Source organism: Bacillus sp. Leaf49 (assembly GCF_001426125.1).
In the GTDB taxonomy this organism is placed as follows: domain Bacteria; phylum Bacillota; class Bacilli; order Bacillales; family Bacillaceae; genus Bacillus; species Bacillus altitudinis.
Genome location: NZ_LMRK01000026.1, coordinates 142,507 through 163,221 on the forward strand (window position 1 = coordinate 142,507; position 20,715 = coordinate 163,221).

The following is a 20,715-nucleotide window of genomic DNA, read 5'->3' on the forward strand; positions in this document are numbered from 1 at the left end:
AACATGTGACCGTGATTCTTTAATGTCGCTGGGCCTGAAAAGTCTCTTTTTCCTCTTCTGTAAACGGTACAGGGGCACCGGTGTCTTTACTTATTTGCACCATCGTGACTGAGCCTGTAAAACACGGTTCTTGCTGTTCATTTTCTCCTAAATAATGAAGGATGAGAGAGCTTGATCCAACCTTTTCTGGCTTTACATACACACGCAGCCTCTCACCGATTTCCACTTGCTTGATGTAATCACATTGAAGGTTTGCCACGACCGTAATCGTCTCTCTCGCTCGCTTCATTCGTTTATCTACAATTCCCGTTTTTTGAAAGAAGGCAATCCGCGCCTCTTCAAAATACACAAACGGGGTGACATTGTTCATGTGACCAAACATATCCGTTTCTGAAAAACGGACGGTTGTTTCCACATAAAATCGAAACGATGCCCTCCACTCTTCAAACGGTTCTTCAATATATGACGGCAGCCTCATTTGATCCACTCCTTATTCGCAAACAAAACGCCTCTCCCGTATTGGAAGAGGCGTTTGTTATGTTTTTGCATCCAGCCTCTTGTAAACACTCATCATGATTGGCAAGGAGGACTGAATGTGATGTTATTCTGCGTGATCGCTTCCGAAGAAGTTACGGAAAGCTTGTAATGTTGTATCTCGGTTAAGTGCTGCAATTGATGTTGTGAGCGGGATTCCTTTCGGACAAGCCTGCACACAGTTTTGAGAGTTCCCGCAGTTTGCGAGACCGCCATCACCCATAATTTCTTCTAAACGGTCAGACTTATTCATTGCACCTGTCGGATGTGCGTTAAATAGACGAACTTGTGAAAGCGGTGCAGGGCCCATAAAGGAAGACTTATCATTCACGTTTGGACAAGCTTCAAGGCAGACACCACATGTCATACATTTTGAAAGCTCATACGCCCATTGACGCTTTTTCTCAGGCATTCTTGGTCCAGGTCCAAGATCATATGTGCCATCGATCGGCACCCATGCTTTGACTTTTTTCAATGAATTGAACATACGGCTTCGATCAACCTGCAAGTCTCTCACAACCGGGAACGTTTTCATCGGCTGAAGACGGATCGGCTGCTCTAACTTGTCAATCAGTGCAGTACATGATTGGCGAGGCGTTCCATTAATGACCATGGAACAAGCGCCACATACTTCTTCAAGACAGTTCATGTCCCAGTTGATCGCCGTTGTTTTTTCACCTTTTTTATTGACCGGATTACGTCTGATTTCCATGAGTGCAGAAATGACGTTCATATTCGGACGGTAAGGGATTTCGAATTCCTCATCATAAGGCTTGCCATCTGCTGTATCTTGACGTGTGATAATAAATTGAATCGTGTTTTTTTCACTCATCTTATTTCTCCACCTTTTTCTTCGAGTAATCTCGTTTACGAGGTGCAATTAACGATACATCGACGTCCTCATAGTGGAATGCAGGTTTTTGGTTTTTCCCTTTGAACGTAGCCATCGTTGTTTTTAGGAATTCTTCATCGTTTCTTTCTGGGAATTCCGGTTTATAGTGTGCGCCTCGGCTTTCATTCCGGTTGTAAGCCCCAATCGTAATCACACGTGCCAGCTGAAGCATGTTGTCAAGCTGACGCGTGAAGGCAGCGCCTTGGTTGCTCCATGAAGCTGTATCGTTGATGTTAATATGCTTATAGCGCTCCATCAGTTCTTCAATCTTCTCATCTGTTTTTAAGAGCTTCTCGTTGTAACGAACCACTGTAACGTTGTCCGTCATCCATTCTCCAAGCTCTTTATGAAGCACATATGCATTTTCTGTGCCATCCATGCTAAGGATGTTGTCCCATTTCTCCTGCTCTTTCTTCACGGCACTGTCGAATGTTGCAGATGATAAATCTTCTGCAGACTTTTCAAGACCACTAATGTATTTCACAGCATTTGGTCCAGCAACCATTCCACCGTAAATCGCAGAAAGCAATGAGTTTGCACCAAGTCTGTTTCCGCCGTGCATAGAGTAATCACATTCTCCGGCAGCAAACAAGCCTTTGATATTCGTCATTTGATCATAATCAACCCATAATCCGCCCATTGAATAATGAACAGCCGGGAAAATTTTCATCGGAAGCTTACGCGGGTCATCACCCATGAATTTTTCATAGATTTCAATGATTCCACCAAGCTTAATATCAAGCTCTTTTGGATCTTTGTGAGAAAGATCTAGGTACACCATGTTCTCTCCGTTGATGCCAAGCTTTTGCTCCACACATACATCGAAAATTTCACGCGTTGCAATGTCACGCGGTACAAGGTTCCCGTATGCTGGGTACTTTTCTTCAAGGAAGTACCAAGGTTTTCCGTCTTTATATGTCCAAACACGTCCACCTTCACCACGAGCTGATTCACTCATGAGACGCAGCTTGTCATCTCCTGGGATCGCTGTTGGGTGAATTTGAATGAATTCTCCATTAGCATAATGAGCACCTTGCTGATAAACGATCGATGCAGCTGATCCGGTATTAATCATGGAGTTCGTTGATTTACCGAATACGATGCCAGGACCGCCAGTTGCCATGATGACAGCATCTGAACGGAAGGATTCGATTTCCATTGTCGTCAAGTTCTGCGCGACAATGCCTCGGCATACTTCCTCGTCATCTAAGACAGCGCCAAGGAATTCCCAGCCTTCATATTTCGTCACAAGCCCCGCTACTTCATAGCGGCGAACCTGCTCATCTAGTGCGTATAATAACTGCTGACCTGTTGTCGCACCAGCAAATGCTGTACGGTGGTGCTGTGTTCCCCCGAAACGGCGGAAGTCCAGTAATCCTTCTGGTGTTCTGTTAAACATTACACCCATACGATCAAGTAAGTGGATAATGGACGGCGCTGCTTCACACATTGCCTTTACTGGCGGCTGGTTAGCTAAAAAGTCTCCGCCATATACAGTGTCATCAAAATGCTCATAAGGTGAATCTCCTTCACCTTTTGTATTGACCGCTCCGTTAATTCCGCCCTGTGCACAAACAGAATGCGAACGTTTCACAGGTACGATTGAAAATAATTTAACAGCTGTTCCCGCTTCTGCTGCTTTGATAGTTGCCATGAGACCAGCTAAGCCGCCTCCGACAACGATGATGCTAGAATTACTCATTGTAGCCCCTCTCCCTCTTCTACTAATCTATTTCCTCTTAAACAAAAGCGAAAATTGCTCTTAGCCCTACATATGAAAGCGCTATAAATATACCTAATGTCACATATGTGGAGATTCTTTGTGAGCGTGGTGAAACTGTAATTCCCCAGCTGACAGCAAATGACCACAAGCCATTAGCAAAGTGGAAAATAGTAGATAAAACGCCGACAATATAGAAACCTAGCATAAATGGAGAGCTTAAAATATTCGCCATCATGTCATAGTTTACTTCAGCTCCAAGCTGCGCTTGAATGCGTGTTTCCCATACGTGCCAAGTGACAAAAATCAATGTGATGATACCTGTAATCCGTTGCAGTCTGAACAACCAGTTTCTTAAGTAACTGAAGCGAGACGTGTTGTTTTGTGCCGTAAAGGCTATGTACACCCCATAAACAGCATGATAGATCAGTGGTAAGAAAATCACGAACAGCTCAAGTGCATATCTGAATGGAAGCTGTTCCATAAAGTGTGCAGCTTTGTTAAACGCCTCTGGTCCATTCGTCGCAAAGTGGTTAATCACTAAGTGCTGTACTAAAAATAGACCGACCGGAATGACGCCAAGCAAAGAATGCAATCTCCGATAAAAAAATTCTTTGTTCCCCGACATTACTTTACCCCCTAGTAAAAAAAGTGCAATTGCTTGAAAATTGTCTTACCCCCGCTTCTTTCAATTGTAAGCACTTTATTCAAATTTATTGACAATTTCATTTTACTCCTATGTCAAAAAAGCGTCAAGAAACCGCGTACATAAATTAAAATTTTCCGAAATTTAAAAGTTTTAAATCAAAATTCGTTTTACTACAATAAGAATTTCTTAGACTTCAGGGAAAACTCTGTCATCATATGCCCACATAAGCTATAATAAATTGTTGAAAGAGGGGAGCCATACAATGAATAAATTCGAATCTAACTTAGAACAGCTAAAAGAAATTGAAGTCAATGGATTTGCCTACGAGCTGATACGCGAAGTTCTGCTGCCTGACATTCTTGGTCAGGATCATTCATCTATGATGTATTTTGCGGGTAAACTGCTTGCTCGTAAATTTCCTCAAGAGTCATGGGAAAAGATCCCCGAATTTTTCCATGATGCCGGATGGGGAACTCTCACGATGGTCCATTCTAAAAAACAGGAAATTGAGTTTGAGCTCGAAGGTCCACTTGTATCGAATCGACTCAGCTATCAAAAGGAGCCATGCTTTCAAATGGAAGCAGGTTTTATCGCTGAACAGATTCAGCTTCTCAATGAGCACGTGGCTGAATCCTATGAACAAGTAAAAAAGCGTGCTGATAAAGTCATTTTAACCGTTAAATGGGATTTAAGAGACCCTAGCTAACACTGTTTATGAAAGGCGATGACTTCGTGTCACGCCTTTTTTATATACCCTTCTATCATAGCACAGTTGGCGTACCGGTTTACGCACGTTTTTCTTTCTTCATATGCTGATGATTTCCAATATAAAAAAGAGGTGTATCTTTTTACGGAATACACCTCTTTTGAAGATTTAAGAATGAGCAGCGGCGCTCACCTTTGATAATTCAAACGCATCATGAAGGGCTTCTACAGCTTTCACCATATCTTCACGATCAACGACTGTTGAGACTTTGATCTCAGACGTACTGACCATTTTCACTTGAATGTCTTTTTGAGCTAACACAGCGAACATTTCAGCCGCAACGCCTGGGTTTGAGACCATACCAGAGCCAACGATAGATACTTTGGCTAATTTGCTTTCTGTCTCAATCTGCTCATAACCAAGCGCACCTTTGTATTCTTCTAATACTTCAACTGTTTTAGACAAATCATCCGTTTTCACAGAGAAAGAGATGGAGGTCTGATTGGTGCTTGTGACAGACTGAATGATGATATCGACATTGATATTTTGCTTTGCAAGTGTCGTAAAAATCGTCGATAGCGTTGTTAAACCGCTTGAAAGGCCGCATACCGTCACGCGTGTCATCTGATCTTCAAATGCAATGCCTCTTACAACTAAATTTTGTTCCATGGATGATTCCTCCTCAATTAACGTACCCGATTCATTTTCAATACTAGAACGGACTTCTAGTGGGATTTGATAATTTTTCGCAAATTCGACCGCTCTCGGATGCAACACACCTGCTCCTAAATTGGCTAACTCAAGCATTTCATCGTATGAAATGCCTGCAAGTTTTCGCGCAGACGGTACATAACGAGGATCTGTTGTAAACACACCTGGTACGTCCGTATAAATATCACATTTGTCCGCTTTGAGTGCCGCAGCTAGTGCCACTGCTGTCGTATCTGATCCACCACGCCCAAGTGTTGTAATATGTAGATCATCCGCAATTCCTTGGAAACCTGCTACAACGACGACTTTTCCTGCACTCAGTTCTTCTTTGATTCTTGCTTCATCGATGTCCACGATTCTTGCATTTCCGTGCACCTTCTCTGTTTTCATCCCAGCTTGCCAGCCTGTAAAGGAAATGGCATCATAACCTTTTGCTTGCAGTGCCATCGCTAATAATGAAATGGTCACCTGCTCACCAGTTGTCAGTAGCATATCCATTTCTCTTTTGCTTGGATCATCTGTGAGTTCTTTCGCTAGGTCTACTAGAACATCCGTTGATTTGCCCATCGCAGACACAACCACGACCACATCATTTCCTGCCTCGCGTTCAGCGATGACTCTCTCTGCGACATTGCGAATTTTTTCTGTCGATCCAACAGATGTTCCACCAAATTTTTGTACAATTAGTCCCATGTCTACCACCCTTTTTCAAAAGATCACGTGTGAGAGAAGAGGCTGCGGAGACTGCTCTGTTCACTGCAAATAAAAAAGCAATGAGAGAACAAATCTCCCATTGCTTTAAAATCATCATCAAACGATGCAAACAATGAGATAGCCCTCCAAGAAATACATTCTTGACAGCCCTACATTTCTTCAATGTACAGCCAGCGAATAAAATGAGTGGATTTTATTCGCTTCGGCGACGCTCCCCTTTCAGCCCTCTTCCTAGATCCCCTCGATCTCTGAAGGCTTACTCTTGAAGTTCGCACCTCTATCTTCAACAAACAACACGTTCATTTATTAAATTAGTCACATCTTAACAGACTTTTGGAAAAAGTACAATCTATTTTTTTAATGCCTCCATTAAAAGTTCAGCCGTTTGTTTCGGAATACCAGCGTCCTGAAAATCCTGGATAGAGGCTTCTTTCATCTTTTTCACAGAGCCAAAATGTTTAAGTAACTGCTTTTTGCGCTTTTCCCCGATACCTGGGACATCGTCTAGAATAGACTGGAATGCATTCTTCCCGCGCAGCTGCCGGTGAAAACTAATCGCAAATCTGTGCACTTCATCTTGAATACGCTGCAATAAATAAAAGGCCTGACTATTCCGTTCGAGCGCAACAATTTCAAGCGTATCACCCATCATAAGATTCGATGTCCTGTGTTTTTCATCTTTCACTAGACCTGCCACAGGAACAGACAGATTTAATTCATTTTCGAGCACATCTATGGCTGCGTTGATTTGTCCTTTTCCTCCGTCGATTAAAATCAAGTCAGGAAGCGGCAGTTCATCCTTTAACACACGGGTATACCGCCTTCTAATGACTTCACGCATGGAAGCATAATCATCGGGCCCCTCAACGGTTTTAATTTTGTATTTTCGGTATTCCTTTTTATACGGCTTCCCGTCTTGGAAGACAACCATAGCGGATACGGGGTCTGCTCCTTGGATATTGGAGTTATCAAATGCCTCAATCCGGTATGGCATATAAATATTGAGTGCATCGCCAAGCTGCTCCACTGCACCAATTGTCCGTTCTTCATCACGCTCTATAAGCGAGAACTTTTCTTTGAGAGCAATTTTGGCGTTTTGGTGGGCAAGTAAAAGCAAATCCTTTTTCTTTCCTTTTTTCGGCTGATGAACATTCGTTTCAAGCAATTGCTCAATCAACTCTTGATCGACGCTGTCTGGCACCAAAATTTCCTTCGGCAGAAAGTGGTTGTTTTTTTCATAAAACTGCCCCATAAACGTGAGAAATTCTTCTTCAGGGTCTTGATACATCGGAAATAGGCTGACATCACGTTCAATTAATTTTCCCTGTCTGATGAAGAAGACTTGGACACACATCCAGCCCTTATCATAAGCATAGGCAAACACATCGCGATCGGATAAGTCACTCATCGTCATCTTTTGCTTTTCCATCGTTGAGTCAATGTATGCGATTTGATCTCTCAGCTCTTTTGCCCGCTCAAATTCTAATTGTTCGGCCGCTTCTTGCATCTTCTCTGTTAATTCTTTCTTGATTTGCTGATGTCCTCCGTTTAGAAATCTTGTGATTTCGTCGACGAGCTGTTTATTCGTTTCTTCAGAAATGTCATACACACACGGAGCAAGACATTGTCCAAGATGATAATAAAGGCAGACTCGGTCAGGGAGTGTCGCACATTTTCTAAGCGGATATAAACGGTCGAGTAGCTTTTTCGTTTCTCTTGCTGCTTGTACGTTTGGATATGGACCGAAGTATTTCCCTTTATCCTTTTTCACATTGCGGGTGACAATCAGCTTAGGATGACGTTCATTCGTAATTTTAATAAAAGGGTATGTTTTGTCATCCTTGAGCATGACATTGTATTTCGGGTCATATTTTTTGATTAAATTCAGCTCTAAAATAAGTGCCTCAATATTTGAAGAGGTGACAATGTATTCAAAGTCTTCGATTTCACCGACAAGCCGCTGCGTTTTGGCATCATGAGATCCTGTAAAATAAGAGCGGACCCTATTTTTTAATACCTTTGCCTTTCCCACATAAATGATCGTATTTTGTCTATCTTTCATTAAGTAACAGCCTGGTTGATCAGGTAAGACTGACAGCTTTTCTTTGATCAATTTGTTCATATTTTCATCCGTCCTTGTTTTCCACTTTCACTCCTTCTAGTGTATCACGAACATTTGTTTTATACCACGATGAAAGAAAAGCGGCTCTCGACTATACGAGAACCGCTTTTGAGATCATGCCACGCGGGCATAGATCGGTTTATAGATGTTTGTTTACAAGCTCAGCTAGTGCTTCTTTTGGTTTGAAACCAACAGACGTTTCGACGACTTCACCGTCTTTTAAAACAAGAAGTGTTGGGATACTCATAACGCCGTATTTACCAGCAGTTTCTTGGTTATCATCCACATCAATTTTTACAATTTTCATTTTATCGCCCATTTCTTGATCAAGTTCTTCAAGAACTGGAGCAATCATTTTACAAGGTCCGCACCAAGGTGCCCAAAAGTCTGCAAGAACAACACCTTCTGCAGTTTCTTGTGAAAATGTTGCGTCAGTAGCTTTTACGATTGCCATTATTCATTCCTCCAATGTAAATTATGCTTTTTAGTATAGCATCTACCAATGTGACTTGCGAATGAAATGCTTACGAATCATTTTTTATGAAATGAATTAAAAAACAAACCGTATAATCGCACCAATAACAACAATCGCACCAATGATCATCAGAATGGTTCTAAGCATATGACATGACTCCCTTTCCGCTTCATTTACAATGTATGATGCCCCAACATTCTTCTCATCAAACATTGAAATATGCGATCAAGCTAGATCGACGGTCAACATTACAACAGACATAGGCGGCAGATCAATAGTCAGCTCGCCGTGCTTAACAGCAAATTGCCGAAAGTCCGCAGGCTGAACGGAATGAGGATCATCGAACGTGTTGTGCGCATTCATCCGATCTGCAGTCAGCACACGGCCAGTGACCTTCGCTTTTGCATCGATTCCCTTTATCGCAAGAGATACGTCTGCTTTTTCATGGGGATTCACATGACAGAAACTAATATGCATCTTGTCAGATGACCGCGAGGCTGACACACTGACTTGAGGGATTTTTTCACCCCGGCGTTCATACGAAGGAGCATTCAATTCTACTTCAAGCGCTTCTTCTTCTTGATGCACTTGAAACATGTGAAATACATGATAGGTAGGTGTCAGGAGCATCTTTTCGTCCTGCGTTAACACCATCGCTTGCAACACATTGACGGTCTGGGCAATATTCGCCATATGAATCCGCTGGCAATGGCGATGAAAAATATGAAAATGCAAGGCACAGACTAGAGCATCTCTTAATGTATTTTGCTGATACAAAAACCCTGGATTTGTCCCCGGTTCTGGATCATACCATGTCCCCCATTCATCAATAATCATCCCGATTCGCTTGTCTGGGTCATAACGATCCATGATCTCTCCGTGTTCCACGACAAGCCGCTCCATTTCAGACGCCTTTTTCAGCGTTGTAAACCACTCATCCTCATCAAAATCAGTCGCTGACCCTTTCTTCTCCCATGTTCCTGGGACCGTATAGTAATGCAAACTGAGCCCATCCATCCATGGCGCTGCACGCTCCATTAATACTTTTGTCCAATTCACATCATTTGAATTCGCACCGCATGCTATTTTGTAAATGCGCTGACCAGCAAACTCTCTCACATACGTTTGGTAGCGTTTATATAAGTCTGCATAATACTCTGGCGTCATATTTCCACCACATCCCCAGCTTTCATTGCCTACACCAACATACGTCAGCTCCCACGGTTCTTGTTTTCCATTTTGAATCCGCCAATCCGACATAGGTGTCCCTTTAGGAAATGTGATATATTCAATCCATTCTGCTAATTCTTGAACAGAGCCGCTTCCAACGTTTCCACAAATATAAGGCTCACATTCAAGTAATTCACACAGTCTCATAAATTCATGTGTACCAAACGCATTTGATTCAACGGTGCCACCCCAATGAGTATTCACCATCGGCTTTCGTTCACTAAGGTCACCGACGCCGTTTGCCCAATGATACTCGTCTGCAAAACAGCCGCCCGGCCACCTCAGCACCGGGATATGTAAGGCTTGAAGTGCCTTTAGTACATCGGTACGCATCCCCTCAATATGGTCAATCGATGAGTCTTTCCCTACCCAAATGCCGTCATAAATTCCTCTTCCTAAATGCTCTTGAAAGTGTCCATAGATGTGTTTAGAAATGCGTCCAATCACTTCATTCACTTTTACTGTCCCATTCACTTGTAAACCGCTCCTTTGTTTCGTGATGACATACAAAAAAACCCAGAATACCTAGGCATTCTGAGTGTATGAGCGTTAAGAATGGATATTCATCTTTTTTAACTCTTCATTTAAAAGCGGAACGACTTCGAATAAGTCACCGACAATTCCGTAATCGGCAATTTTGAAGATTTCAGCTTCTGGGTCTTTGTTGATCGCAACAATGACTTTACTGTTGGACATACCGGCTAAATGCTGAATAGCTCCTGAAATCCCGCAGGCAATGTAAAGGTCAGGTGTGACGACTTTACCGGTTTGACCAATTTGCAGGGCATAATCGCAGTAGTCAGCGTCACATGCACCACGCGAGGCACCGACTGCTGCGCCAAGCGTTTGGGCAAGTTCTTTCAGCGGTTCAAAGCCTTCTTTGCTCTTGACCCCCCTGCCTCCTGCGACAATGACCTTCGCTTCAGATAAATCTACACCTTCTGATGTTTTTTTAATGACTTCCTTCACGATCGTTCTTAGGTTTTGAATATCGACAGAAACTGGCGTCACTTCTCCGCTGCGTGACGCATCACGCTCCAGCGGTGCCACGTTGTTTGGACGGATAGTAGCCAAAAGCAGACGATCTGTTGAAATGACTTTTTCAAAAGCTTTTCCTGAATAAATCGGTCTAGTGAAAACAAGATGTTCACCGGTAACGCTTACATCTATTGCATCTGAAATTAAGCCTGTTTGCAGGCGTGCAGCTATTTTTGGTGACAAGTCTTTTCCGATCGATGTATGACCGAACAGCACTGCATCAGGATTGACTTGATCTAATATTGCTTGAAGCGCCTGCGCAAAACCATCAGACGTATAATAAGAAAGATGCGGGTGCTCGACGATCATCACATGATCCGCTCCATAATAAAGCAGTTCATCCGCTTGGTCTTTGACGTGATCCCCTATTAAAACGCCAATCACTTCACCGCCATCAGCCACCTCGTGAGCGGCAGCAATCGCTTCAAACGTCACATTTCTTAATTTACCGTCACGACTTTCTCCAAGTACAACAACTTTTTTACTCATCCTTTAAGCTCCCCCTTGTTCTCGTGATATCGTAAAGTGGATGTTTAGATGACTTTTGCTTCATTTCTTAGCAGGTCTGTCAGTTCCTTGACCTGATCCTGAAGCTCGCCGCTCAGCACCTTGCCACCCTCTTTTTTCTCCGGTAAGAAACGTTCGATTGTTTTGATTTTATATGGCACATCGTCTTCATCTAAATCTAGATCGTCTAATTCTAATGCTTCTAAAGGCTTTTTCTTCGCCTTCATGATGCCTGGTAACGATGGATAACGAGGCTCATTGAGACCTTGCTGCGCGGTGACCACTAGCGGGAGCTCGGCAGAAATCACTTCTACATCACCCTCTGCATCTCGCTCAATTGAAGCTGAGCCGCCGTCGATTTGAATACTTGTAATGGTTGTGACATATGGAAAACCGAGTAATTCAGCAAGACGCGGGGCCACCTGTCCAGACCCGCCGTCAATCGCTACATTCCCTGCTAAGATCAAGGAAGCTTCTTTATCCTTGAGATAGTGATATAGAATTGTAGAAGCGGAAAACTGATCCCACTCCTCCAAATCATCTTCAACATTTAATAAAACGGCTTGATCGCAGCCCATTGCAAGTGCTGTTCTAAGTTGCTTCTCCGCATCTTCATTGCCAACTGTCACGACCGTTACTTCTCCCCCGTGCTCATCCCGAAGCTGAATCGCTTCTTCAATTGCGTACTCATCATAAGGATTAATAATGAACTCTGCCCCATCTTCTTGAATAGCACCAGACTGAATAGAGATTTTCTCTTCCGTGTCAAACGTACGCTTCATTAAAACAAAAATATTCATTCATTTCTCCCCCTTGTGTCGTACTAATCCCTTATTCCCCTTTAAAATTCGGTTTACGCTTTTCGATAAAAGCCTGGATGCCTTCTTTGGCATCATTCGACTGGAACACCTCAGCAAACTTTTTGGCTTCCAGCTTCATTCCGCCATCATATGAGTACACTTTTGTCGCATTCAATAACTCAAGCACATACTCAAGTGTTTTAGGGCTTTTCGCTGCAAATTTCGCCGCCAATGTTTTGGCTGTTTCCAGCGCTTCTTCTTCTGTTTCCGCAAGTTTTGAAACAAGTCCGCAAGCAAATGCTTCTTCTCCTGTAATCGGCTCAGCTGTTCCCATCATTTCAAGTGCTTTAGCTGATCCAACATAGCGAGGCAGGCGCTGCGTTCCGCCGAATCCTGGGATAATACCGAGATTTAATTCCGGCAGTCCCAGCTTTGCATCTTTTGTTGCGATTCGAATATCACATGACATCGCCAACTCAAGCCCGCCGCCTAATGCTGCCCCGTGAATGGAAGCAATCACCGGTTTTGGACATTGTTCAATTCGTTCAAACACTTGCTGTCCTCTGTCTGCAAGGCTGGCATAATCAGACTCTTCCTGCAAGGTCGTAAATTCTTTAATATCAGCACCTGCTGAGAAAAATCTACCTTCTCCATGAATGACAATAGCTCTCACTTCACTGTTTTGCTCAAGCTGATCAAACATGTCGTTGAGTTCAGTGAGAAGCTGAGAGGATAAGGCATTTGCAGGTGGGTGTTGAATCGTGATGAGTGCTGTCTGTTCGTCTTGGTGTAAGCTAAGTATTTTTCCCATGTCAATCATCCTTTTTCAATTGTCTTTAAGATTGATGTATTCCGTTTAAGAGAAGATCATGTACACTTTCTGCGAGTGCAGGCAGGTCATACTTTTGATCATTCATAACCCATGTTGTAGCGGTTTCGTCAATCGTCCCAAATACCATTTGTCTCGCTAAGCGGACATCTAGATTTTGTCTAAATTCTCCTGTCTTCTTTCCTTCGGTTAAAATGGAGTCTAGCATATTTAAATACCCTTTCAGCACCTCATTGATTTTTTGGCGCAGTTCAAGGTTTGACTGCCTGAGTTCAAGCTGTGTCACAAGAGCCAAATGATGGTCTTGCGATAGCAGGCGAAAGTGTTCTCGAATGAGGAGAAGAAGCTTTTCTTTGGCAGACGGTTTCTTTTGAATATCTGTTTCCATCCGTTCGATGAATTGTCCCATTTTTTCTTTGAACAACGAGATCAAAATGTCCTCTTTGTTTTTGAAATAGAGATAAATGGTTCCGTCTGCTACCCCTGCTTGTTTGGCAATCTTTGAAACTTGTGATTGATGGTAGCCGTTCTCTGCAATCACCACAACGGCTGCATCAATAATTTGCATGTACTTCGGTCTTTTCTGCTTCAATGTGCTTCGTCCCTTTCTAAATTGAATGAGCATTCATTCATAACTTTATGTTAAAAAGAAACGAGTGATTTGTCAAGTGCTGTTCTTCTTTCTTTTCAACCTTTAGCATACCAGAGCAGACACCTACAATTCAAATCATCCGGCCGCTTGACCGGATGATGCTGGTTCATTCTCTCATTGATCGACTGGTTCTTCTGTTGAAGATGATTGCTTTCTTTTTTCTTCTTCAATTAACACTCTGCGCAAGATTTTCCCTACAGCCGTTTTAGGCAGTGATTCCTTAAATTCGTAGACACGCGGCACTTTAAATGGGGCAATTCTTGTTCTAACAAAACGATCCAGTTCATCCTCTGTTACATAGGCATCCTTTTTCGGGACAACAAAGGCTTTTACTGTTTCCCCTCTATACGGATCTGGAATACCCGCCACAACCACTTCTTGTACAAGCTCATGCTCATAAAGGGCTTCTTCAACCTCTCTTGGGTAAATATTATAGCCGCTCGCGATGATGACATCTTTTTTCCGGTCTACGATATAGAAAAAACCATCCTCATCCATATACCCAATGTCTCCTGTGAAAAACCAGCCGTCTCTTAACACTGCCGCAGTCTCCTCCGGCTGATTCCAGTATCCTTTCATGATTTGAGGACCTTTGACGATAATCTCTCCGTGCTCATATGGCGCTTTGAGTCCACCCGTTTCTTCACAATAAATACCGGCATCTGTATTCGGCCAAGGGCACCCGATACTTCCTATTTTGTTCGCTCCCCATAAGAAATTAGCATGAGTGACAGGAGAAGTTTCTGAAAGTCCATACCCCTCCACCAGCCTTCCTCCTGTTAGTTTTTCAAAACTCTGTTTGACTTCAACAGGAAGAGCGGCCGATCCGCTTAAGCATGCGGTGATGGATGATAGGTCATACTTTTCAATATTCGGATGATGAAGCAGGGCAATATACATCGTTGGTGCTCCTGGGAACAGCGTCGGTTTCTGTTTTTCAATGGTCTTCAAGGCATCCGCTGCATCAAAACGCGGAAGAAGAATCATTTGATGACCTTCCTTGACTGCAAGGTTTAGCACGGTCGTCATGCCGTATACATGAAAAAACGGAATGATCCCAAGAATCCGCTCTTTTCCGCGGTTCGTTTTATACATCCATGATGTACACATTTCTGTATTGGCTACTATATTTTCATGTGTGAGCATGACCCCTTTTGGTAAACCGGTCGTTCCGCCTGTATATTGCAAAACTGCGACATCCTCTTTCGGTTGAAAGGATATTTGCGGAATCCGTTCTCCTGACGATTCTTTCATGATCTGTGAGAAATGATGAATGGTCTCACTCTTCTCCACTTGGATGACCATGTTGTTTTTCCTTCGCTGGACAATCGGAAACAATATGTTTTTCGGAAATGGCAAGTAATCTTGTAATTTTGTGATGATCAAATGTTCCATACTTGTCAGCGCTTTCATTTTATAGGCCTTTGGATACAGTAGATCGAGAGTGATCAGCACCTTAGAGCCGCTGTCCTCCATTTGATATTCCAGTTCTTTCTCCGTATAAAGCGGATTGGTTTGAACGACAATGCCGCCTGCTATTAAAACCGCATAATAAGAAATCACCGATTGCGGGCAGTTTGGCAGCATAATCGCTACTCTGTCGCCTTTTTTGACACCGATGTCAATCAAGTGACTGGCTAATTTCAGTGCATCTTCTTGTAACTGCTGGTAGGTGATGTTTTTTCCTAAAAAATGAATGGCTGTATGCTCAGGTGCTGCCTCTGCGGAGCTGAATAAGTAAGATTGCAACGTTTCATTTGGGATGGTGAGTTCGTGGGGAATTTGATTCGGGTAATGCAGAAGCCAACGTTTATCTGACTGCATAAAAACCCTCCTTCCTGAACTTTCGTACTATTTTATTATAGCAAACTTTTCCTTATGGCTGTTTGCTTTTTTCAAATCGAGCTCGTTCCATGACACATCTTCATTTTTTCGCCGGTGTTTCTATAGAGGCTCTTTTCCCTTCATGATGCCACTTTTCGTATAATCCACCGATCGCACGAAATGACTCATGGACTCTCTCCACAATCTGTTTATGGATACTAGGGTCATTAGGTAAATGTGTGTGGATGTTGTCCACTTGATATTGTCTCATCATGTCTAGATACACAGATAGAAAGATGGTGTCTTCTAAAATCCAATAAACGACTTCATCCGCCTCTTTTGTTCTTTTATGAAGCACTTTAATCCCTCGTTCATATTGAATAAGAATATAGCCGGCTGGATCAATTTCAATATAGGGGCTCAAATCATCAAAAAAACCAGTCGTTTGAAAAGGACGTGCAATATACGGTTCATATATGTCTTGGGGAAGAGATGTCTTTTTGAGACAACTGTCAATGCGCTTTATGAGTTCGTCTTTTTGCAAAATTTGATTCATTCTGATTCGCCGCCTTTGATGAGTGAAAAGCTGTCAAGGTTTTCCCTGACAGCTTTCTAGAATGTATTCTTCATTTTACAGGAACATGTAAACGGCACCAATAACCGCAAAAGTGCAGGCAACTACAATTAATACTTTGGCTAGTTTTTCCATGTCGTCTCCTTAAATGCCGGCTGCTACTACATAAGACAGCCCAACAGAAATAATGAGTGAAATAAACCCGACCGCTCTATTATCATTCTCAATCTCTTTGTCTACTTTAAATCGTGGTGTTAAAAATTCAAAAATGAAATAGCTGACGAGCAGCATCACAAAGCCGTATACGCCCCATCCGACCATTTGAAGAAGCGAGTTGTGCTGGGCGATGGAATGCTGAAAGACATTGGCAATCCCAAAAATCTTCCCGCCGGTTGCCATAGCAACAGCTAAGTTCCCCCGCTGAATCTCTTCCCAGTTTTTATAGGAGGTCACGAGTTCAAATATGGTAAGAAATAAGACAAGACATAGGACGGCCACGCTGTAATAGGCGGCAATTTCCACAAGTTCATTTTCCCAAAAGGCTTTCATGCGTTTTCTCCTTTTTACTTTAATTCGACGATGGTGACGCCTGATCCTCCCTCGCCTTGTTCTCCAAAACGAGCATTTTTTACACTACGGTGCTGTTTTAATAATTCCTGGACCCCTTTTCTCAAGGCGCCAGTGCCTTTACCGTGAATGATCGACACACGCGGATAGCCAGCTAAGACGGCATCATCTAAGTATTTCTCGACTCTGCTTAAGGCATTCTCATAACGCTCTCCTCTTAAATCAAGCTCAAGTGATACATGATAGTCTTTTCCTTTGACCGCCGTGATGGCTTTCTCTTGTTTAAATTCCGGTGCTGATTTGATAAATTCCATATCTTTTTCTTTTACTTTCATTTTTAGAATGCCCATTTGGACACTCCATTCTTTGTTACCCGTTTGTTCGATGAGCGTTCCTTTTTGGCCAAACGTCAGCACTTTGACTTCATCGCCTGGCTTTAGCTGTCTTGCTGCTTTTTTCACCGGCTCTGGTTTTTTCTTACGGTCAAACTCAGGGACAGCTTCTTCAAGACGCTTTCTCGCATCAATGAGTTCATGTTCTTTGAATGAACGATGCTCACTTTTAATGGACCGAAGCTCCTGAATAATCTCTTCTGCTTCTTTTGTTGCTTGTTCAATTTTTTCTGTCGCTTTTTGTTCGGCTTCTTCAAGCAGTTTGTCCTTTTGTTCATTCCATTCAAGGATTTGTTTTTGCAATTCTTTATGGAGCTTCTCTGCTTCTTTTCTATAGAATTCCGTCTCATGCAGTTCTTCTTCTGCTTGTTTTTTGCTGTCTTCTAATGAAGCAATCATCTGATCGACTTCATTATGTTCCGCGTGCATATCTGCTTTTGCACGATCAATTAAATGATGAGGCAGTCCTAGACGCTTGGAAATTTCAAATGCATTACTTCGTCCCGGCACCCCGATGAGCAAGCGATATGTAGGGGATAAGGTTTCAATATCAAACTCTACACTCGCATTTGTGACGCCTTCTCGGTTATATCCGTATGCCTTCAGCTCAGGATAGTGAGTCGTTGCGATGACGCGCGCATTTGTTTGATGAACTTCATCTAAGATGCTCATCGCAAGTGCTGCACCTTCAGCAGGATCTGTCCCCGCACCTAATTCATCAAATAACACAAGTGAATTAGACGTCAAATGCTTTAAGATATCCACAATATTGACCATATGAGATGAGAATGTACTCAAGCTCTGTTCAATAGACTGCTCGTCTCCAATATCAGCAAAGACTTGATCGAATACAGCCACTTCTGATCCTTCTTCGACTGGAATATGAAGACCTGCCTGCGTCATCAGCGTAAGAAGTCCGAGTGTTTTTAAAGTGACGGTCTTACCGCCTGTATTTGGACCTGTGATGACGATCGTAGAAAAATCTTTGCCCAGCTCAATATCATTTGCCACAACCTGATCTCGGGGCAATAGGGGATGTCTTGCCCGTTTTAAATAAATCTCCCCTTGGTTATTCACAGTAGGTTTTGTGGCTTTTTCTGCTTTTGCATATTTGGCTTTGGCGAAAATAAAGTCTAATGTCTGAAGTTCATTCACATTATGAAGCAATTCATCAATGTGCTCTGACACACTCGCTGTCAGCATTTGCAAAATCTTTTCAATCTCTTGCTTTTCTTTTAGGCGAGTTTGCTGCAAGGTGTTATTTAAATCCACGACCACTTGCGGCTCAATAAAAAGAGTTGCGCCTGAAGAAGATTGATCGTGAACAATCCCCCCATAATTCGAGCGGTACTCTTGTTTTACGGGAATGACAAACCGATCATTACGAATGGTCACAATGGTGTCTGACAGCATTTTCGAGGCAGATTGCGAACGAATCATTGATTCTAATTTATCTCTTACTTTTGATTCTAGTGATCGTAACTGCGTTCGTATGGTGCGGAGGGCTGGCGTTGCGTGATCAAGCACTTCTCCATTATCACCAATACAGCTTTCGATTTCTTTTCTCACGTCTGGCAGTAAAATCAGCGATTCTGCATATGTATGAAGACGGGGTATCTCTACTCCGTCCTCATACATAGAGGCGAGAAAGTGCTTCATGTTTTTTGTGGTATATAACAGCGCCGCAATTTCCATCAGCTCAGCAGGGCTTAATATACTGCCTATTTCTGCTCGTTTGACGCCTCGTCTAATATCCGTTAACCCGCCAAACGGCGCAGATCCTTTTAAACGAATCACATCTTGCGCTTCTGCTACCTCTTCTAGCAGATGCTGAATGCTCTCGATATCTGTGAGTGGTATTAAGTCCTGCGCTTTTTCTTTCCCTAAAGTCGAAGCAGTATAGGACATGACTTTTTCTTTTACTTTATGAAATTCTAATGATGCTAACACTTTTTGTTGCAGCATGGTCCAGCCTCCTAACGACTACCTGTCACGCGTTAAAAACTTTTTCATCTCATTGAGTGAAAATGTATTCACGACATTTGCTTTTGGTGTCCAGCCCTTTCTTGCAGCTGTGACACCGACGTCCATATGATCGAGCATAGCGATGTTGTGTGCATCTGTATTGATCATGATGTTCACACCCGCTTCGTTTGCTTTTATTAAATGCTCTGTTTTTAAATCAAGTCTTGACGGGTTGCTGTTGAGTTCCAGTGCAGTGCCCGTTTTTTTCGCAAGCTCTATGAGCTGATCAATATTTAAGGCATAGCCGTCTCGTCTACCGATCAAACGGCCAGTTGGATGAGCAATTAAATCCACATGCTGATTATTCAAGGCATTTTCTAGGCGCTCCATAATGACTTCCTCCGGCTGAGAGAAGCTAGAATGAATAGACGCAATGACAAAATCCATGTCTGCTAGAAAGTCATCATCATAATCTAACGATCCATCCGGCAGAATATCCATTTCGACCCCTTTGAAAATGTGAAAATTTTCGAGTTCTTGATTCAGCTTGTCAATTTCTTTTGCTTGCAAACGCAAACGTTCTTTTGTTAAACCGTTTGCTACTTTTAAATATTGTGAGTGGTCTGTAATGGCCATGTATTCATAGCCTTTTGCGATACATGCCTCTGCCATTTCGCGAATAGAAAAAGCGCCATCACTCCATGTCGAGTGCATATGAAGATCGCCTTTGATATCTTTTCGTTCTACAAATTGCATACTTTCTTTATACGTATCAATCTCTGCTCCGGTTTCACGAATTTCTGGCGGAATGAGCGGTAGTTGGAAATGTGCATAAAAAGCGCTTTCGTCTTCAAATGTTTTCACATCCCCAGTTTCGATCGTTTCAACCCCATATTCACTAATACGCTCACCGCGCTCCTTCGCAAGCTGTCGCATACGAATGTTATGATCTTTTGAGCCAGTGAAATGGTGCAGCGTTGTTGCAAATTGGTCTGTTGTCACAAGCCGGAAATCTACACTGATTTCAAAATCAAGTGCAAGCATGACAGATACCTTCGTATCACCGCTCGCAATGACATCTTTGACATCATCAAGAGCAACAAGTTGTTCTCTCACTTGTTCAGGATTATCAGTCGCAATGATGTAATCTAAATCTTTGACTGTTTCACGCGCACGTCTTAAACTGCCCGCTCTTGAAAAACGGATGATTCCCTCCATTTGTTCCAGCGCATGATCAATTCGTTCTGCCACATCTAATGCAAAACCTATTGGCAGTCGTTCTGGCTGCTTCCCTGCCTCCTCAAGAGCGGCAAGAATCTTTTCTTCTGTTTTTTTGCCAAACCCAGCAAGCGTTTGTACTTTTTCCGCTTCACATGCTTCTTTTAAAGACTGTGCATCGTGAACACCAAGCTCTTGGTAGAGCTTAGCAATCTTCTTCCCACCGAGTCCTTGCAATTTTAAGAGCGGGACAAGTCCTTCAGGCACTTCTTTTTTTAATTGTTCGAGTGTTTCAGACTGTCCTTTTTCGATATACTCTGTGATCACAGCAAAGGTTCCTTTTCCAATGCCGGGTAATGCTAATAGGTCATCTATTTGAGAAAGACTGCGGTCATCTTGTTCCAGTGCCGCAGCTGCTTTACGAAAGGCAGAAATTTTGAAAGGATTATCTCCTTTTAGCTCCATATAGACTGCAATTGTTTCAAGAAGTTTGATAATATCTTTTTTATTCATCTCTCATCCTCCAGCCGCTTTGGCATCTTCCTATATAAATATACAAACTTTCCCTTCATCCTACAACTTTCTGTCATGGAATG

The 20,715-nt window shown here is 42.7% G+C and carries 18 protein-coding genes and 1 riboswitch; of the genes, 1 reads left to right on the top strand and 17 read right to left on the bottom strand.

Annotated elements, in window-relative coordinates:
* Positions 1-19: 19 nt before the first annotated feature.
* The 4 genes from ASG46_RS20145 to ASG46_RS20160 all read right to left on the bottom strand — a co-directional run bounded on the left by ASG46_RS20145 (position 20) and on the right by ASG46_RS20160 (position 3,774).
* Entirely contained in the window at positions 20-478 is a 459-nt protein-coding gene (locus ASG46_RS20145; protein ID WP_007501614.1) for an acyl-CoA thioesterase, read from the bottom strand.
* 123 nt (positions 479-601) lie between these two features.
* Entirely contained in the window at positions 602-1,366 is a 765-nt protein-coding gene (gene sdhB, locus ASG46_RS20150) for a succinate dehydrogenase iron-sulfur subunit (protein ID WP_008345969.1), read from the bottom strand.
* A 1-nt stretch (position 1,367) separates the two neighbouring features.
* Positions 1,368-3,128 (bottom strand): succinate dehydrogenase flavoprotein subunit, encoded by a 1,761-nt coding sequence (gene sdhA / locus ASG46_RS20155; RefSeq protein ID WP_007501620.1) that lies wholly within the window; start codon positions 3,126-3,128, stop codon positions 1,368-1,370.
* 37 nt (positions 3,129-3,165) lie between these two features.
* Complete coding sequence (locus ASG46_RS20160) at positions 3,166-3,774, bottom strand: succinate dehydrogenase cytochrome b558 subunit (RefSeq protein ID WP_007501622.1); 609 nt, start codon at positions 3,772-3,774, stop codon at positions 3,166-3,168.
* Between the two features lie 283 nt (positions 3,775-4,057).
* Here ASG46_RS20160 and ASG46_RS20165 point away from each other — a divergent pair, with 283 nt between their 5' ends.
* Positions 4,058-4,501: a YslB family protein gene (locus ASG46_RS20165; RefSeq protein ID WP_008345974.1), complete on the top strand. Its 444-nt coding sequence runs from the start codon at positions 4,058-4,060 to the stop codon at positions 4,499-4,501.
* Between the two features lie 168 nt (positions 4,502-4,669).
* Here the strand turns inward: ASG46_RS20165 and ASG46_RS20170 are convergent, their stop codons facing one another.
* From ASG46_RS20170 to polX, 13 genes are all read right to left on the bottom strand, one after another.
* Complete coding sequence (locus ASG46_RS20170) at positions 4,670-5,905, bottom strand: aspartate kinase (RefSeq protein WP_056705939.1); 1,236 nt, start codon at positions 5,903-5,905, stop codon at positions 4,670-4,672.
* A 131-nt stretch (positions 5,906-6,036) separates the two neighbouring features.
* A riboswitch (Lysine riboswitch) is annotated at positions 6,037-6,214 on the bottom strand.
* 61 nt (positions 6,215-6,275) lie between these two features.
* Positions 6,276-8,048 (bottom strand): excinuclease ABC subunit UvrC, encoded by a 1,773-nt coding sequence (uvrC, locus tag ASG46_RS20175; protein WP_056705941.1) that lies wholly within the window; start codon positions 8,046-8,048, stop codon positions 6,276-6,278.
* A gap of 139 nt (positions 8,049-8,187) precedes the next feature.
* Positions 8,188-8,502: a thioredoxin gene (gene trxA / locus ASG46_RS20180; RefSeq protein ID WP_007501629.1), complete on the bottom strand. Its 315-nt coding sequence runs from the start codon at positions 8,500-8,502 to the stop codon at positions 8,188-8,190.
* Between the two features lie 246 nt (positions 8,503-8,748).
* The gene (locus ASG46_RS20185) at positions 8,749-10,227 is read right to left on the bottom strand and encodes an alpha-N-arabinofuranosidase (RefSeq protein WP_041506755.1); all 1,479 of its coding nucleotides are present in this window, start codon (positions 10,225-10,227) and stop codon (positions 8,749-8,751) included.
* Between the two features lie 75 nt (positions 10,228-10,302).
* Entirely contained in the window at positions 10,303-11,280 is a 978-nt protein-coding gene (locus tag ASG46_RS20190; RefSeq protein ID WP_017358243.1) for an electron transfer flavoprotein subunit alpha/FixB family protein, read from the bottom strand.
* Between the two features lie 44 nt (positions 11,281-11,324).
* The gene (locus ASG46_RS20195; RefSeq protein WP_056705944.1) at positions 11,325-12,098 is read right to left on the bottom strand and encodes an electron transfer flavoprotein subunit beta/FixA family protein; all 774 of its coding nucleotides are present in this window, start codon (positions 12,096-12,098) and stop codon (positions 11,325-11,327) included.
* A 31-nt stretch (positions 12,099-12,129) separates the two neighbouring features.
* Entirely contained in the window at positions 12,130-12,909 is a 780-nt protein-coding gene (locus tag ASG46_RS20200) for an enoyl-CoA hydratase (RefSeq protein ID WP_056705947.1), read from the bottom strand.
* Between the two features lie 25 nt (positions 12,910-12,934).
* The gene (locus tag ASG46_RS20205; protein WP_017358246.1) at positions 12,935-13,519 is read right to left on the bottom strand and encodes a TetR/AcrR family transcriptional regulator; all 585 of its coding nucleotides are present in this window, start codon (positions 13,517-13,519) and stop codon (positions 12,935-12,937) included.
* 174 nt (positions 13,520-13,693) lie between these two features.
* Entirely contained in the window at positions 13,694-15,403 is a 1,710-nt protein-coding gene (locus tag ASG46_RS20210) for an AMP-binding protein (RefSeq protein WP_056705950.1), read from the bottom strand.
* A 100-nt stretch (positions 15,404-15,503) separates the two neighbouring features.
* Positions 15,504-15,959 (bottom strand): Imm63 family immunity protein, encoded by a 456-nt coding sequence (locus tag ASG46_RS20215; protein ID WP_056705953.1) that lies wholly within the window; start codon positions 15,957-15,959, stop codon positions 15,504-15,506.
* A 162-nt stretch (positions 15,960-16,121) separates the two neighbouring features.
* Entirely contained in the window at positions 16,122-16,526 is a 405-nt protein-coding gene (locus ASG46_RS20220; protein WP_007501637.1) for a DUF350 domain-containing protein, read from the bottom strand.
* Positions 16,527-16,540: 14 nt separating this feature from the next.
* Positions 16,541-18,898, bottom strand: a complete 2,358-nt coding sequence (locus ASG46_RS20225; protein ID WP_056705974.1) for an endonuclease MutS2 — start codon at positions 18,896-18,898, stop codon at positions 16,541-16,543.
* Between the two features lie 21 nt (positions 18,899-18,919).
* Complete coding sequence (gene polX / locus ASG46_RS20230) at positions 18,920-20,632, bottom strand: DNA polymerase/3'-5' exonuclease PolX (protein WP_056705956.1); 1,713 nt, start codon at positions 20,630-20,632, stop codon at positions 18,920-18,922.
* Between the last annotated feature and the right edge of the window lie 83 nt (positions 20,633-20,715).